Below are 14067 nucleotides of genomic sequence, written 5' to 3'. Positions count from 1 at the left end.
CGTCTTCTGGGCCGTCAGGCCCGGGTGCTCCGGTCGCTCACCAGCGTGCCGATCTTCTCACCCTTCACCGCGCGGGCGATATTGCCCTCCGTGGTCAGCTCGAAGACGAGGATGGGGAGCTGGTTGTCACGGCAGAGCGTGATGGCGGTGGCGTCGGCGACCTTGAGGTCCCGCGAGATCACCTCGCCGTACTCCAGGGCGTCGAACTTCACCGCGTCGGGGTTGGCCTTCGGGTCGGAGTCGTAGACCCCGTCCACGCCGTTCTTCCCCATCAGCAGCGCCTCGGCGTCGATCTCCAGGGCGCGCTGGGCCGCGGTCGTGTCGGTGGAGAAGTACGGCATCCCCATACCGGCACCGAAGATCACGACGCGCCCCTTCTCCAGGTGCCGCACGGCACGGAGCGGGATGTACGGCTCCGCGACCTGGCCCATGGTGATGGCGGTCTGGACGCGCGAGTCGATGCCCTCCTTCTCCAGGAAGTCCTGCAGCGCCAGGCAGTTCATGACGGTGCCGAGCATGCCCATGTAGTCGGACCGCGCCCGGTCCATGCCGCGCTGCTGGAGCTCGGCGCCACGGAAGAAGTTGCCGCCGCCGATGACGACCGCGATCTCCGCTCCGTCGCGTACGACCGCCGCGATCTCGCGGGCGATGGCGTGCACGACGTCGGGGTCGACTCCCAGACCTCCGCCGCCGGCGAAGGCCTCGCCGGACAGCTTCAGCATGAAGCGGCCGGAAATCGTGCCGTCGTCGCGCTTGTGGTCACCCTGTGGGGCGTCCGCGCCCTTGTTCATGGAGATTCTCCTCGTGCACATACGAAGAAGGCCATTGCCGGTGGGTCTGTCGTCCCTCAGCGGCAATGGCCTCCTCGTCAGATCTGCGGTCGTCCGGCTGAGTGCGGCCTACGACTGCACCAGACCCTATCGGGGTCCACCGTTGTTCGCGGACGGACTCAGATGCCGACCTTGATACGCGTGAAGCGCTTCAGGGTGACACCGGCCTCGTCCAGGACCTTCTGGACGGACTTCTTGTTGTCCAGCGCGTACGGCTGGCCGAGGAGGGTGGCCTCCTTGAAGAAGCCGTTGACGCGACCCTCGACGATCTTCGGGAGCGCGGCCTCCGGCTTGCCCTCGGCGCGCGTGGTCTCCTCGGCGACGCGGCGCTCGGCCTCGACGACCTCGGCGGGGACGTCCTCGCGGGACAGGTACTTCGGGGCGAAGGCGGCGATGTGCTGCGCGAGGCCCTTGGCCAGCTCGGCGTCGGCCTTGTCCAGCTCGACCATCACGCCGATCTGCGGGGGCAGGTCGGGCATGGTGCGGTGCATGTACACGGAGACGAAGGCGCCCTTGAACTGCGCGAAGCGGTCCAGGACGATCTTCTCGCCGAGGTTGGCGTTGGCCTCGTCGACGTACGCCTGCACGGTCTTGCCGGGCTCGATCTCGGAGGAGAGGAGCGCCTCGATGTCGGCCGGGGAGGTCGCGGCGACGTGGGCGGCGAGCGTGTTGGCGACGGCCTGGAACTTGTCACCCTTGGCGACGAAGTCCGTCTCGCACTTCAGCTCGACCAGGACGCCGGTCGTCTTGTCCTCGGAGACGAGGGAGACGACGGCGCCGTTCTCGGCGGAACGGCCCTCGCGCTTGGCGACGCCCTTCTGGCCCTTGATGCGGAGCGCCTCGACGGCGGCGTCGACGTTGCCGTCGGCCTCGTCGAGCGCCTTCTTGCAGTCCATCATGCCGGCGCCGGTGAGCTCGCGGAGCTTCTTGACGTCAGCGGCGGTGTAGTTCGCCATGAGTCTGTTTCTCTCTCGAAGTCTGAAAGATCTACGGGTGAACGGCGGGGGCGGTGCCGGTGCACCGGCCCCCGCCGTCATTCAGCCGTGACTGACGGGTGTCAGGCCTGCTCGTCCGCGGCCGGGGCCTCGGCGGCGGGAGCCTCGGCCTGCTCCTCGGCGACGGCGGCCGGCTTGGCGTCCTCGGCGGCGTCCTTCTCGGTCTCGACGGAGGACTGGACCTCGGCGTCGGCCTTCTTGTCGCCGGCGAGCAGGTCACGCTCCCACTCGGCGAGGGGCTCGCCGGCGGCCTTCTCGCCCGGCTTCGAGTCACCGGTGGCGGCACCGGAGCGGGCGATGAGGCCCTCGGCGACGGCGTCGGCGATCACGCGGGTGAGCAGGGTGACGGAGCGGATCGCGTCGTCGTTGCCCGGGATCTTGTAGTCGACCTCGTCGGGGTCGCAGTTGGTGTCGAGGATCGCGACGACCGGGATGTGGAGCTTGCGCGCCTCACCGACGGCGATGTGCTCCTTCTTGGTGTCGACGATCCAGACGGCGCTCGGCACCTTCTGCATCTCGCGGATACCACCGAGGGTCTTCTCCAGCTTGGCCTTCTCGCGGGAGAGGACCAGGAGCTCCTTCTTGGTGAGGCCGGAGGCGGCCACGTCCTCGAAGTCGATGAGCTCGAGCTCCTTCAGACGCTGAAGGCGCTTGTAGACGGTGGAGAAGTTGGTGAGCATGCCGCCGAGCCAACGCTGGTTGACGTAGGGCATGCCGACGCGCGTCGCCTGCTCGGCGATGGCCTCCTGCGCCTGCTTCTTGGTACCGACGAACATGATGGAGCCGCCGTGGGCGACGGTCTCCTTGACGAACTCGTAGGCGCGGTCGATGTACGACAGCGACTGGAGCAGGTCGATGATGTAGATGCCGTTGCGCTCGGTGAAGATGAAGCGCTTCATCTTCGGGTTCCAGCGACGGGTCTGGTGACCGAAGTGGACGCCGCTTTCCAGCAGCTCCCGCATCGTGACGACGGCCATGGCCGTACTCCTTGAGGTACTCGGTTGTCGCGACCGCAGGATTGCTGTCGCGCCTGACGCCCCGACGCGCCGTGCCACAAGGGACCGAGAGGCGCGGCCACCGTCCGCAGAGAGGGGGTGGAGGGGCGTGCGAAGTCGACCCGGTGACCCGGATCGCCAGAAGAAGTGTACGGGACCCGCCGGGTGCGGGGTGACGGCGATGTCCACAACCGGTCGGTCGTCCACAGATCCGGTCCATGATCCCCGCGGATCGGGGCTCCGGGAGATCGTTGCGTCATGCGCCGCTCACCTGGAAGAACCGCTGTCCGCTCCCGTGCCGCCCGTCCGGCCCGGCCGCCCTGTCCGGGGCGCTCACCGGCCGCTCCGCCGCCGCCCCGGAGGCGGGCGGTGTATGTGGCCGCCCTGCCGGCCTCACCGGGGCCCGCGGTCCTCTGGCCGCTGCTGGCCGCGCCCGTGGCGGCGGTCCTGCTGGTCCTGCTGTGGCCCGCCTCCGCACGGGCCGCGGAGGGAGCCCCGCCCGCCGACGGCCGTGCCTGGCCGCTCGCCGGCCGGCCCCTGGGCGTACGGGGCTGGGAGCCGCCCGCCGGTCCGTACGGTCCCGGCCACCGGGGGGTCGACCTCGCGGCCCCGCCGGGCACCCCGGTGCGGGCCGCCGCCCCGGGCCGGGTCGCCTTCGCGGGGCCGGTGGCGGGGCGCGGGGTGGTCTCCGTCGATGTGGCCGGGAGCGGGGAGCCGCCGCTGCGCTTCACGTACGAACCGGTGCGGGCGCGGGTCTCGGCCGGCGACGAGGTGGCCGCCGGGCAGGTGGTGGGGGTGGTCGGCCCGGAGCCGTCCCACTGCGCCTCCGGCTGTCTGCACTGGGGGCTGCGGCGCGGGGACGTCTATCTGGATCCGCTGACGCTGCTGCCTCCGTCACTGCTGCGACGGGGCCCCGCCAGGCTGCTGCCGGTGTTCGGCGTGCCGCTCCCGGGGGCGGGCGGGGATTCGGCTCAGCCCCGTACGCCGCGCAGGACCATGGCCACGGCGGTGTCCGCCACGATGCCCGGCTCCTCGGCCGCGCCCAGCTCGATCCTGCGCACCGCGGCGTCGACGGAGCCCTGCAGGAGCATGGCCGCGAGCCTCGGCTCGGTGTGCCCCAGGTCGGCGAGCGCCTCGACGATCATGGCGATCAGACCTCCGTGCGCGGCACGGATCTTCTCCCGGGCGCCCGCGTCCAGTTCGCTCGCGGAGATCGCCACGACCGCGCGGTGGCGCCGGTCCCCGACCAGATCGAGCTGCCGTCGTACATAGGCCTCGATCTTGGCCTCGGGTGTGCCGGCCCGCTCCATCGCGCTCTCGACCTCGGCGGCCCAGACGGGGAAGTCGACGGCGCAGAGCTCCTCGACCACGGCCGCGCGGGAGCGGAAGTACTCGTACACGGAGGACCTGGCGAGGCCCGTGCGCTCGGCGAGGGCGGGGAAGGTCAGCGCCTCCGTACCGCCCTCGGACAGCAAGGAGCGTGCGGCGTCCAGGAGGGCGCCGCGCTGCATGGTCCGGTGCTCGGCCACGGAGGCCGCTCGAATCCTGGGCACGCCTCCACTCTACGGCGGGGCCGCCCGGAGGGGAGGTCCGCGTCCGGGACCGGTGGCCGAAGCCGCCCGGGCTCAGCGTCCGGCGTCGGCCAGCTTGGCGCGGAGCTGCAGCACCGACTTGGTGTGGATCTGGCTGACCCTGCTCTCCGTGACCCCGAGGACGTTGCCGATCTCGGCGAGGGTGAGGCCTTCGTAGTAGTAGAGCGTGACCACCGTCTTCTCCCGCTCGGGGAGGGTGTTGATGGCGCGGGCGAGCAGCCGTCTGAGCTCGCGGTCCTCGGCGACCTCGACCGGGTTGTCGGCCGCGGTGTCCTCGAGGGTGTCCATCAGGCTGAGCCGGTCGCCGCCCTCGCCGCCGACGTGCAGCAGTTCCTCCAGGGCCACCACGTTGGCCAGCGACAACTGGCTGAAAACTGCGTGCAGTTCCTCCAGGGCGACGCCCATCTCCGCGGCGACCTCCGCCTCCGACGGCGTGCGCCGCAGCTGCGCCTCCAGCGTGGCGTAGGCCCGCTCGACGTTGCGCGCCTTCTGCCGCACGGACCGCGGAATCCAGTCCAGCGCCCGGAGTTCGTCGATCATGGCGCCGCGGATCCTGGTGATCGCGTAGGTCTCGAACTTGATGGCCCGCTCGATGTCGAACTTCTCGATGGCGTCGATCAGCCCGAACACCCCGGACGAGACGAAGTCCGCCTGCTCCACGTTGGACGGCAGTCCCACGCTGACCCGGCCGGCGACGTACTTCACCAGCGGCGAGTAGTGCAGGATCAGCTGCTCCCTCAGCCTCTCGTCGCCGGTGGTCTTGTACGAACGCCACAACTCGTCGAGCGAGGAGGGCGCGGGAGGACGCACAGTGCCACGCGCAGCCGGTGGTACTGCCGCGCGGTCAGACCCGGAGGTGTGCTGGGGCATGTGGTGCCTTGAGCCGTTCTGCTGTGAAGTGCTGGGACGTGTCTCTGGGGCGGAATCCTTGTGAGCGTAGCGTGACGGAGGCGTTGCGGTGCGCTCAGGACAAGGGAACCGTGCGGTGCGATCGCCTTCCACATCTCTCGTCGTTCTGCCGCTGTCGGACGGGCCCGACGACGCGGGTCGTCATCGCTCGCACAGCCCCCCGTGGGCCCGTCCGGGTACTGCCGAAGTCATCTGCATCACCTTTTCACCCGAATGCTCCGGGTCAAGTACCGCCTCGCCGCACGCCCCCATTGCGTGTGGGTCCCGGCGTCAACCGCCATCTGTCGCCCTCGCGTTCGACGAACCCCAGTGAGTGGAGTTCGTACAACCGCCCGAGTGCTTCGTCCATCGACGCCCCGGCGCTCCGGGCCACGTCGCGCCCGTCCATGGCACCGGTCCCGGGCAGTGCCTCCAGCACCCGGGCGGAGGCGGCGTCGAGGTGGTCCCGGGGCAGGACGGGGCCGCTTCTGGCCGGGGCGATCTCGCCGATCTCCCCCACCAGTTCGGTGATCTCGGCGGCATCGGTGACCAGGACGCCCTCACCGCGCAGGAGTTCATGGACCCCGGCGGAGAGACCGCTGGTGGCGGGGCCCGGCACGCCCATCGTGAAGCGGCCCAGCCGTTGCGCGTTTCTCGCGGTGACCAGGGAGCCGCTGCGGTACTCGGCCTCCACCACGACGGTGCCCCGCGTGAGCGCCGCGATCACCCTGTTCCGCAGGATGAACCTGCTGCGCGTCGGGTGGTCCGAGGGCGGCAGCTCGCCCAGGACCATGCCCTGTTCCACGATGCGGCCGATCAGCCCGGCGTGTCCCCGGGGATAGGCCACGTCCACCCCGCAGGCCAGCACCGCCATGGTCGCCCCTCCTGCGGCCAGCGCCCCGCGATGGGCCGCCCCGTCCACCCCGAACGCCGCGCCGGAGACCACGACCCAGCCCCGCTCGGCGAGCCCCGCTGCGAGTGTCGCCGCCATGTGCGCCCCGTAAGGCGTGCACGCCCTGGCGCCGACCAGGGCGACCGAGCGCAGCGCCCAGAGCCGCAGGTCGGAGCGGCCGCGCACCCAGAGCCCGATCGGCCGCGCGTCACCCAGGTCGTCGAGCTGGCTGGGCCATTCCCGGTCCCCCGGGCAGACGAAACGCCCTCCCATCGCGGCCACGTCCGCCAGGTCCTTCCCCGGGGCTGCGCTCGACGCCCGGAGGCGGTAGCCGGCGAGCCGGGTCGCCGTCATCCCTTTGAGCACCCGGGCCGGGCAGTCCGCGCCGGTGAGGCGCCGCATCAGCTCGACGGGCCCGACCTCGCGGATCCAGCGGCCGGCGCGCTCGTCCCCGGGCTCGAACACCCTGGTCAGGGCGGCACGCGCCAGCCGCTCCCGCTCACCGTGGGCGGGCGGGGCGCTCACAGGGCGCCCGCCTGCATCGGAACCCCCCGCTGGATGCCCGTACGCAGCTCCAGCGCGACCGCGATGTCCGAGGCGTCCGGACGGTCCGCACCCCTCAGGTCGGCGACGGTCCACGCCACACGCAGGACCCGGTCGAGGCCCCGGGCGGTGAGGACGCCCCGCTCCATGTCCCGTTCGGCCGCCATCAGGGCGCCGGGCGCCGCGACCAGCCTGGTCCGCAGCTCGTGCCCGGGGACCTCGCTGTTGGTGGTCCAGGGGGTGCCCGTGAGCCGCCCGGCGGCCCGCTCCCTGGCCTCCCGCACCCGCGCGGCCACCACGGCCGACGACTCCCCGCGACCCCCGCTGCCCATCAGGTCCGCCCGTCCGACGGGCTCGACCTCGACGCGCAGATCCACGCGGTCGAGCAGCGGCCCCGACAGCCTCGCCTGGTAGCGGCGCACCGCCGAGGGCGGGCATTCGCAGCCGGCACCGGCCAGGGTGTGCCGTCCGCACGGGCAGGGGTTCGCGGCCAGCACCATCAGGAAGCGCGCGGGCAGCCGGACGACGCCGGCCGCGCGGGCGACCACCACATGTCCGGACTCCAGGGGCTGGCGCAGCGCGTCGAGGGCTCGCCCGGAGAACTCGGGCGCCTCGTCGAGGAAGAGGACGCCCCGGTGCGCCAGGGACACCGCTCCCGGCCTCGGGAGGCCGTTTCCCCCGCCCACGAGCGACTGCATCGTCGCCGAGTGGTGCGGGGCGCAGTACGGCGCTCTGCTGATCAGGGGTTCACCCGGGGGGAGGATGCCGGCGACCGAGTGCACCGCCGTCACTTCGAGGGATTCCTGTCGTGAGAGCGGTGGCAGGATCGCCGTGATCCGCTCGGCCAGCATCGTCTTCCCGGCCCCGGGCGGCCCGGACAGCAGGAGGTGGTGTCCGCCCGCCGCAGCCACCTCCAGGGCCCTGCGCGCCCGCTCCTGACCCGCGACATCGGCCAGGTCGGGCCGGTGTGCCGTGCCGTCGGCCGACAGGGAGGCCAGTCCCGTGCCGAGGCCCGCTCCTGGCACCATGAGTCCGGCGAGCATCGAGTCCGGGCGGCCCCGGTCGGCGGGCGGCTCCTCGGGAACGGGTTCGTCGCCGAGGACCGCGATCAGCTGGCGCAGGCTCCGTACGCCGAGGACGGAGACGCCCGGCACGAGTGCCGCCTCCCCTGCGGTCTGTTCCGGGACGACGACCTGCCGGTATCCGGCCTCCGCCGCCGCGAGCACCGCGGGCAGCACCCCGCGCACCGGGCGCACCCTGCCGTCGAGGCCGAGCTCCCCGATCATCACCACATCGGCGATGGAGGCCGGGTCGATCCGCTCCGCCGCACCGAGAACCGCACACGCCACAGCGAGGTCGAAACCCGATCCGCCTTTGGGCACGGAGGCCGGCGACAGCCCCACCGTGAGCTTCTTCTGCGGCCACTCGGCCCCGGAATTGCTCAGTTCCCTGTTTGATCAGCATGTTGAAGCCGATCAAGAGGGGTGTGTCGTCGAGTGGGTTGGCGTGTGTTCTGGGTGCCGCGGGACGCGGTACGAGGTGGTGTACGCAAGGCCGTGCTGGGCGGATGGGAGGATCTGCCGACGCGTGAGGACGCGGTGGGGATACGGGCTGGCGACCCGATCTTCTTGTCCCCGGATTTTCAGGTGGATCCGTTGCTGTCTCTGTACGTGCAGTCGCGTCCTTTTAGCAGGTACACGGCGGAGACGAAGAGGAATTACTCGACGGATATTGCCCTGCTGTTGACCGCGTTGTGGGCCCGAGGGAAGACGTGGCCGGAGGTCACGTCGAAGGATCTGGAGGATTACGAGGACTGGCGCCGCTTCGCTCCGACGAATCCGGACCGCATCGGCGGATCGAAGTGGGACCGGGAGTTGTCCGCGATCATGAGTTTGTACTCGTGGGCGAAGAAGGCGGGCTACCTGACCCGGAATCCGGTGCTCATGAAGCAGGTGGTCGGGCGGAACGGGGAGACCGTGATGGTCCCCGAGCAGAGGGCTGATGACGCCCGGTCGAGCAACGTGCACTGGCTGACGCCGCGGGCCTGGAGGCGGTGGATCGACGTCGGGCTGCGGGGGCACACCCGGGAGGGGGCAGTAGAGCCGGGCTGGGTGGGTCGGCTGGAGGACCGCAACGTCGCGTTCGTGCGGACACTTGTCTCCTCGGGCTTGCGGCTGGGTGAGGGCGGATCGCTGCTGACCTTCGAGGTTCCGAAGCGGAGGCTGGGCGGGGGCCGCTACTACCGGGGGAAGGTGGCCTCCGAGGTGACGCGATCGAAGAAGCAGCGGATGTACTACGTGGCCTCCGAGGCGATCGGGGACGTGGAGTCGTACGTCGCGTCGTCGCGGGCCTGGGCAGTGCGGAAGGCCCAGAAGGCCGGCCGCTACGACCGCCTCCCCGAAATGTGGATGCTGCTGGAGGTGACCCGCGGCTTGAAGCCGAAGGTCCGTTGGTGCGACCAGAGGGGCGTGATCGGGGAACGGGAACTCAACCTGCTGACCTGGCAGGAGAGGATGCTGTTGTTCGAGGAAGGCCCGCATGGTCCTGAGCCGTTGTGGCTCTGGCTGAACGAGCGGGGTCTGCCCTTTCAGCCCCCTTCGTGGGAGAGCGTCTTCCGCACGGCCAACGAACGCTGCGAGCGAATACTCACCCCGCCTGAGCACCTGCGGAAGGACCCGCACCAGGTCTTCGCGCCCTACGCGACCCCGCATGCCGCACGGCACTCTTTCGCCCTGTTCATGCTCGTTGTCCTGAACCATCTGATGGATCAGCGCTACGGGCTGACGCCTGAGGAACGCAGGGATTTCCGTCTGCTCTACGGCGATCCGTGGTTCATGGTCCAGAACCTCTTGGGTCACGCCTCGCGGGACACGACAGTCAAGCACTACCTCGCGCCCGTCGCTGACCTGCAGCTGCGGGCCATGCTCGCCACGGCTGAGGACCGCATCGAGGCGCCGATGCCGGAGTTGGACGCGGTCTTCGCTCGTGTTGCCCGGGAGTCGGAAGGCATCCAGGACATCGACGACCGCATGCAGCCCGCCGCAGGTGATAGCGCGTGAGCCCGCGCGGACGCCGGGCATCCCTGCCTCCGGCCAACCACGTCCGGCCCGAGCCACTCGCTGACAACGGCCTGACCGTTCGCCATACCAACAAGGAACAACGCGTCAAGGAGTACGACTTCAGCACCCTGCCGGTCGCCGAGCCGATGCAGCGCTCGCTCGCTGGGTTGTTCGCCACGCACTGCACGCCCCACAAATGGCGCTCTCACTCGTCGTCCAACATGTATTGGCGTCAGCTGCAGCAGTTCACCCTGTTCTTGTCCGGGCAGGAAGATCCCCCTGGCGATCTCGGCGAGCTGACCGGGGCCCTGGTGAACCGGTGGTGGCAGAGCTTGTCGAAGGCCGCTGGCGGCTGCAACACCTTCGACTACACCGCCCGGCTGCTGCGTGGTGATGCCCGGTTGCAGTCCGGGCCGGTGGCCGACGCCTTGGCCCGGCGGGTCTCAAGGCCCAAGAGCCAGAGGCAGTCGTACTCCGAGACTGAGTTCGACCGGATCAAGACGGCTGCCCGGCGGATGTTCCGGGCAGCGCTGCTGCGGATCGAGGACAACGCCCGCCACCTCGAGCGGTGGCGGCGGGGGGACTTTCCCGAAGGTGGCCAGGACTGGGTGCTCGGGGAGGCTCTGGAGCACATCGCCCGCACCGGGGACGTCCCCCGCTACACCGGAAAGCGGGACATTGTCGCCTATTACTTGAGGGCCCTGGGCGGCCGCGGATCAGAGCAGACGTGGCGCCGGTTGTTCCTTTCCCGGATGGAAGCGACCGCGCTGGGCGTCCTCTTGCTGGCCGAGTACGGATGGAACCTGTCCACCATCGACCGCGCGAAAGTGCCCAAGGCTCTGCCGGACCCGGGTGAGGACGGCCGTCCCACCTACCGAATCCCGGTGGAGAAGCGCAAGCGTGGTGCTGGCCGCTACTTCGAGACCAGGAACGTCACCGATGACGGAGCCGACTCCCGGGGGCGCCTGATCACTCAGGCCCTTCAGGCCACCCGGTTCGCCCGCGCCAGGGTTGAGGAGCTCGCCCCCGGCACGGACCTCCTGGTCGTCTGGCGCTCGAACCATCCCGGTCGCGGCCGCAGGGACCAGGACCGCCGCCCGTCGGTCGCCGTGTTCTCCTTCGGGGTGTCCCACAACGATGCCAAGGACTGGGCTCGGGATCAGGGCTTTGCCGGCTCACCGTTCCAGCGGGGACGGCGGACAGTGGTCGCGGTTGACCGGCGCGAGCCGACCCAGCACAGTCAGGACACCCACGACCGCTCCTACGCGCTCGTCGACAAGCGAGTCCAGGCCGACGCGGTCGAGGACATCGCCGGCGGCGCCGAGGACGCTGCGGCCCGAGCTCGCGCGACGGTGCTGGTCGCCACGCTGAGCGACGCGCCGGAACCGGACCACACGCAGACCGCCACGGCGGACTGCTCGGACTTCGATCACGGTCCCTACCCGGCGCCGGACGGGGGCTGCGGTGCTTCGTTCCTCATGTGTCTGGGCTGCGAGAACGCCCGTGTCCATCCCGGACACCACGCTCGCCTGGCCCACCTGCACCACGCGCTCGGCAACCTCCGGTCGGTGCTGCCACCACCCGTCTGGCAGAGGGACTGGGGGGAGCCTCACGACCAGTTGGAAGACCTGAAACTCAAGCTCGGCGACGGGACGTGGAGCCAGGCTCTTGCCCGCGTCACCGACACCGACCGCGACCTCATCGACCTGCTGCTGACCGGAAATCTCGACACGTGACCACCGCCACCGAGCTCGATCCCTACCGCTTGCCTCTGCCCGCACCCACCACCTTCGTGGTTCCTAGCCACCGCGTCGTCGCCTGCCACGCTCATCTCAACAGTCGGTACGCGGATCCGGTCTGGTTGATGGCCCCGCTCACCGACAAGCCCAGCGCGACCAAGGACGCGATCTTCTGGAGCAATTGCCCGGTCGTCTTCCAGGACGAGATACGGCTGATCGCCTGGACCATGATCAACGGGCAGCTTCGGCCCACCTACCTCAAGGAACGGGGCAACCGGCTCCGATCCCGGCTCGGCGTCGCCCGCACCGTCGAAACGGTGCGTCAGTGGTCTCACTTCGCGACCTGGCTGACTGGGAGGGACATCACCACCCTCGCCGACTGCGACACGACGGTGCTGCAGGAGTACGCCCAGCATCTGAACAACAAAGACTGCACTCGGGACCACGTCGAACGCATCTTGGGCGCCCTGACCCGGCTCTGGGCCTTCGACGAGCTCTCCGCCCGTCCCATCGGCATCGCCCGGCCGCCTTGGGACGAGCTGGGGGTGGACGATTACCTCCCGGCCGCGACGTCCACGGGCGGGGAGAACGCCGTCGAGCCGCTGTCCGAGCAGACCATGGGGCCTCTCCTGGTCTGGGCAATCCGCGTGGTCGACGACTTCTCCGCAGACATCCTCGCCGCCTGGAAGGAAGCCCAGAGGCTGCGGGAGATCGCTCGCACGAGTCGCACGACTGCAGCCGGGCGAGCCGCCCTCACCGCTCTCCTGGCGCCGCTTCTTGCCGCCGACGCCCCCTTGCCCAGCCTGCTGAACCAAGGCGAGCCCAGTCTCGCCCGGCAATACATCGGCGGTCTCACCGGCGCCTCCAAGCGCGTCATCGAGCAGTTCGTGCAGAAGCACGACCTGGTGGCAGCGGTCCGGCGCCGGCCGGGCCGCTGCCCGCTGGACACGCCCGTGACTGGCCGCATCAACGGCAGCCCCTGGCGGGAGAGCATCGACTTCAGCGAGAGCGCGAGCCTGATGCGGCACCTCGGAACAGCAGCTTTCATCACCTTGTCGTATTTGACTGGAATGCGCCCCGAGGAGGTTCTCGGGCTGCGGACGGGCTGCTGCCCCGATCCCGAGCCGGACACCAACGGATCTGTTGGAAGGCATCTGATCCGCGGCCACGAATACAAGACCGCCACCGACGAGGATGGCAATCACAACCCCTCCGGCGTCGAACGCGAAGTGCCCTGGGTCGCCATCGCCCCGGTCGTCAACGCCATCCGTGTCCTGGAACTCATCGTCCCCGAGGGGCATCTGCTGTTCGACCACCAGGCCCATGACCTGTTGACGCCTCGCGCTGGCACCGGCTCGTTGAAGGCCAGCGCCGTCCGCACCAGGATCGAGGCCTTCATCGCCTGGGCGAACCAGGAGGCTACCGCCCACGGCGTTGTTCACGAGGTCATCCCGCCCGACCCGCACGGCAACGTCGGCACGCAGCGTTTCCGCAGGTCGTTGGCCTGGCACATCGCCCGTCGCCCCAACGGCCTGGTCGCTCTCGCCATCCAATACGGGCACCTGCGGACAACCTTGGTCTCGGAGGGGTACGCCTCCCGCAGCCGCGGCGGCATCCATGAGCTCGTCGATATGGAGACCGTGCTTGCTGTCGTCGACACCGTCTCCGGGCTCCACGACGCTCTCGAGGCCGGTGAGGGTGTCTCCGGTCCTGCGGCCCGGCGGGCCATCAGGACTGCTGTCCAGGCCCCGCGGTTTGCCGGAACGGTGATCAATGCGACCACCGCCCGCCGTCTACTGGCGAACGACGACGAGATGATCCACGACAATCCGCAGGCCCTCCTGCTCTGTCACTACCGGCGAGAGCAGGCTCTCTGCCATCGCGACGGCGCAAAGGACACCCCCAGCCTTGACCACTGCGTCCCTGGCTGCGGCAACATCGTCCGCACCGATCAGCACGCCGCTCGGATCCGTGAGCGAGCGGAGATCCTCGACAGGCGCGCCGCAATCTGCCCAAAGCCGGTCGGCGATCGACTGCGAGGCAATGCCGGCAAGCTCCGGGCCATCGCCGACGACCACGACCGCACCCGCATCACTCTTCAGGAAGCCTCATGACTCCCGCCCTCGACGAACGCGACCGCATCCGTGACGCCATGGATCGCATCCTGTCCGGCGCCCCACAGGCATCCAACGGCGCCCTCACCATCGTCGCCCTCGCCCAGGAAGCCGGCGTCCCGAGGAATGCCCTCACCCAGCGGCACCTCGATCTGAAGAACGAGTTCTACCAGCGCGTCAAAGAACGCGGAGCCACCCCGGACGACGAAGCCCGTCTTCGCCAGAAGATCGTGAAACTGAAGGAGACCATCTCCAACAAGAACAAGGAACTCGGTCAGCTACGGGCCGACGTCCCAGCACTCGTCAGGGTCGTCAACCAGCTCACCCTGGAGAACCAAGAACTCCGCGAGGCCCTCACGAACTCCCACGCGAACGTGGTCCCGATCCAGCGCAGGCAATTCCGCTCGGATGAGTGACAGC

Annotated in this window: 10 protein-coding genes and 2 pseudogenes; 5 read left to right on the top strand and 7 right to left on the bottom strand. The window is 69.9% G+C overall.

Annotation, left to right across the window (positions count from 1 at the left end; all coding sequences use genetic code 11):
• Positions 1-14 precede the first annotated feature (14 nt).
• The 3 genes from pyrH to rpsB all read right to left on the bottom strand — a co-directional run bounded on the left by pyrH (position 15) and on the right by rpsB (position 2802).
• On the bottom strand, positions 15-791 hold the full coding sequence (gene pyrH / locus ACZ607_RS17255) for a UMP kinase (protein WP_469735488.1): 777 nt from the start codon (positions 789-791) through the stop codon (positions 15-17).
• A gap of 158 nt (positions 792-949) precedes the next feature.
• Entirely contained in the window at positions 950-1786 is an 837-nt protein-coding gene (gene tsf, locus ACZ607_RS17250) for a translation elongation factor Ts (protein WP_469735487.1), read from the bottom strand.
• A 101-nt stretch (positions 1787-1887) separates the two neighbouring features.
• Entirely contained in the window at positions 1888-2802 is a 915-nt protein-coding gene (gene rpsB, locus ACZ607_RS17245) for a 30S ribosomal protein S2 (protein ID WP_469735486.1), read from the bottom strand.
• 276 nt (positions 2803-3078) lie between these two features.
• Here rpsB and ACZ607_RS17240 point away from each other — a divergent pair.
• A pseudogene (locus tag ACZ607_RS17240) lies at positions 3079-3771 on the top strand (peptidoglycan DD-metalloendopeptidase family protein); the annotation flags it as partial.
• A 20-nt stretch (positions 3772-3791) separates the two neighbouring features.
• Here ACZ607_RS17240 and ACZ607_RS17235 read toward each other — a convergent pair.
• From ACZ607_RS17235 to ACZ607_RS17220, 4 genes and pseudogenes are all read right to left on the bottom strand, one after another.
• Complete coding sequence (locus ACZ607_RS17235; RefSeq protein ID WP_469735598.1) at positions 3792-4349, bottom strand: TetR/AcrR family transcriptional regulator; 558 nt, start codon at positions 4347-4349, stop codon at positions 3792-3794.
• A gap of 96 nt (positions 4350-4445) precedes the next feature.
• Positions 4446-5282, bottom strand: a complete 837-nt coding sequence (gene whiG, locus ACZ607_RS17230; RefSeq protein ID WP_033304072.1) for an RNA polymerase sigma factor WhiG — start codon at positions 5280-5282, stop codon at positions 4446-4448.
• A 262-nt stretch (positions 5283-5544) separates the two neighbouring features.
• Complete coding sequence (gene dprA, locus ACZ607_RS17225) at positions 5545-6717, bottom strand: DNA-processing protein DprA (protein WP_469735485.1); 1173 nt, start codon at positions 6715-6717, stop codon at positions 5545-5547.
• Positions 6714-8174: pseudogene (locus tag ACZ607_RS17220) on the bottom strand (YifB family Mg chelatase-like AAA ATPase); the annotation flags it as partial. The pseudogene ACZ607_RS17220 and the gene dprA, both read right to left, overlap by 4 nt.
• Positions 8175-8243: 69 nt before the next feature.
• Here ACZ607_RS17220 and ACZ607_RS17215 point away from each other — a divergent pair.
• Genes ACZ607_RS17215 through ACZ607_RS17200 form a run of 4 tightly spaced genes read left to right on the top strand, consistent with a single transcriptional unit; the run spans position 8244 to position 14063 of the window.
• Complete coding sequence (locus ACZ607_RS17215; RefSeq protein ID WP_469735484.1) at positions 8244-9794, top strand: site-specific integrase; 1551 nt, start codon at positions 8244-8246, stop codon at positions 9792-9794.
• Entirely contained in the window at positions 9791-11530 is a 1740-nt protein-coding gene (locus tag ACZ607_RS17210) for a hypothetical protein (RefSeq protein WP_469735483.1), read from the top strand. Before ACZ607_RS17215 ends, ACZ607_RS17210 begins: the two co-directional genes overlap by 4 nt.
• Complete coding sequence (locus ACZ607_RS17205; protein ID WP_469735482.1) at positions 11527-13647, top strand: integrase; 2121 nt, start codon at positions 11527-11529, stop codon at positions 13645-13647. Before ACZ607_RS17210 ends, ACZ607_RS17205 begins: the two co-directional genes overlap by 4 nt.
• Positions 13644-14063: a hypothetical protein gene (locus tag ACZ607_RS17200; protein WP_469735481.1), complete on the top strand. Its 420-nt coding sequence runs from the start codon at positions 13644-13646 to the stop codon at positions 14061-14063. Before ACZ607_RS17205 ends, ACZ607_RS17200 begins: the two co-directional genes overlap by 4 nt.
• Positions 14064-14067: the final 4 nt, after the last annotated feature.

Source organism: Streptomyces sp. NPDC104381 (genome assembly GCF_055583745.1).
Note: the sequence above shows the minus strand (reverse complement) of the source record. Positions and strands in the feature narration are given on the sequence as shown.

What these genes read in the sequence shown, in the direction of transcription:
- whiG (WP_033304072.1), bottom strand. Translation starts at nt 5,282, where the DNA reads ATGCCCCAGCACACCTCCGGGTCTGACCGCGCGGCAGTACCACCGGCT.
- pyrH (WP_469735488.1), bottom strand. Translation starts at nt 791, where the DNA reads ATGAACAAGGGCGCGGACGCCCCACAGGGTGACCACAAGCGCGACGAC.
- ACZ607_RS17200 (WP_469735481.1), top strand. Translation starts at nt 13,644, where the DNA reads ATGACTCCCGCCCTCGACGAACGCGACCGCATCCGTGACGCCATGGAT.
- rpsB (WP_469735486.1), bottom strand. Translation starts at nt 2,802, where the DNA reads ATGGCCGTCGTCACGATGCGGGAGCTGCTGGAAAGCGGCGTCCACTTC.
- tsf (WP_469735487.1), bottom strand. Translation starts at nt 1,786, where the DNA reads ATGGCGAACTACACCGCCGCTGACGTCAAGAAGCTCCGCGAGCTCACC.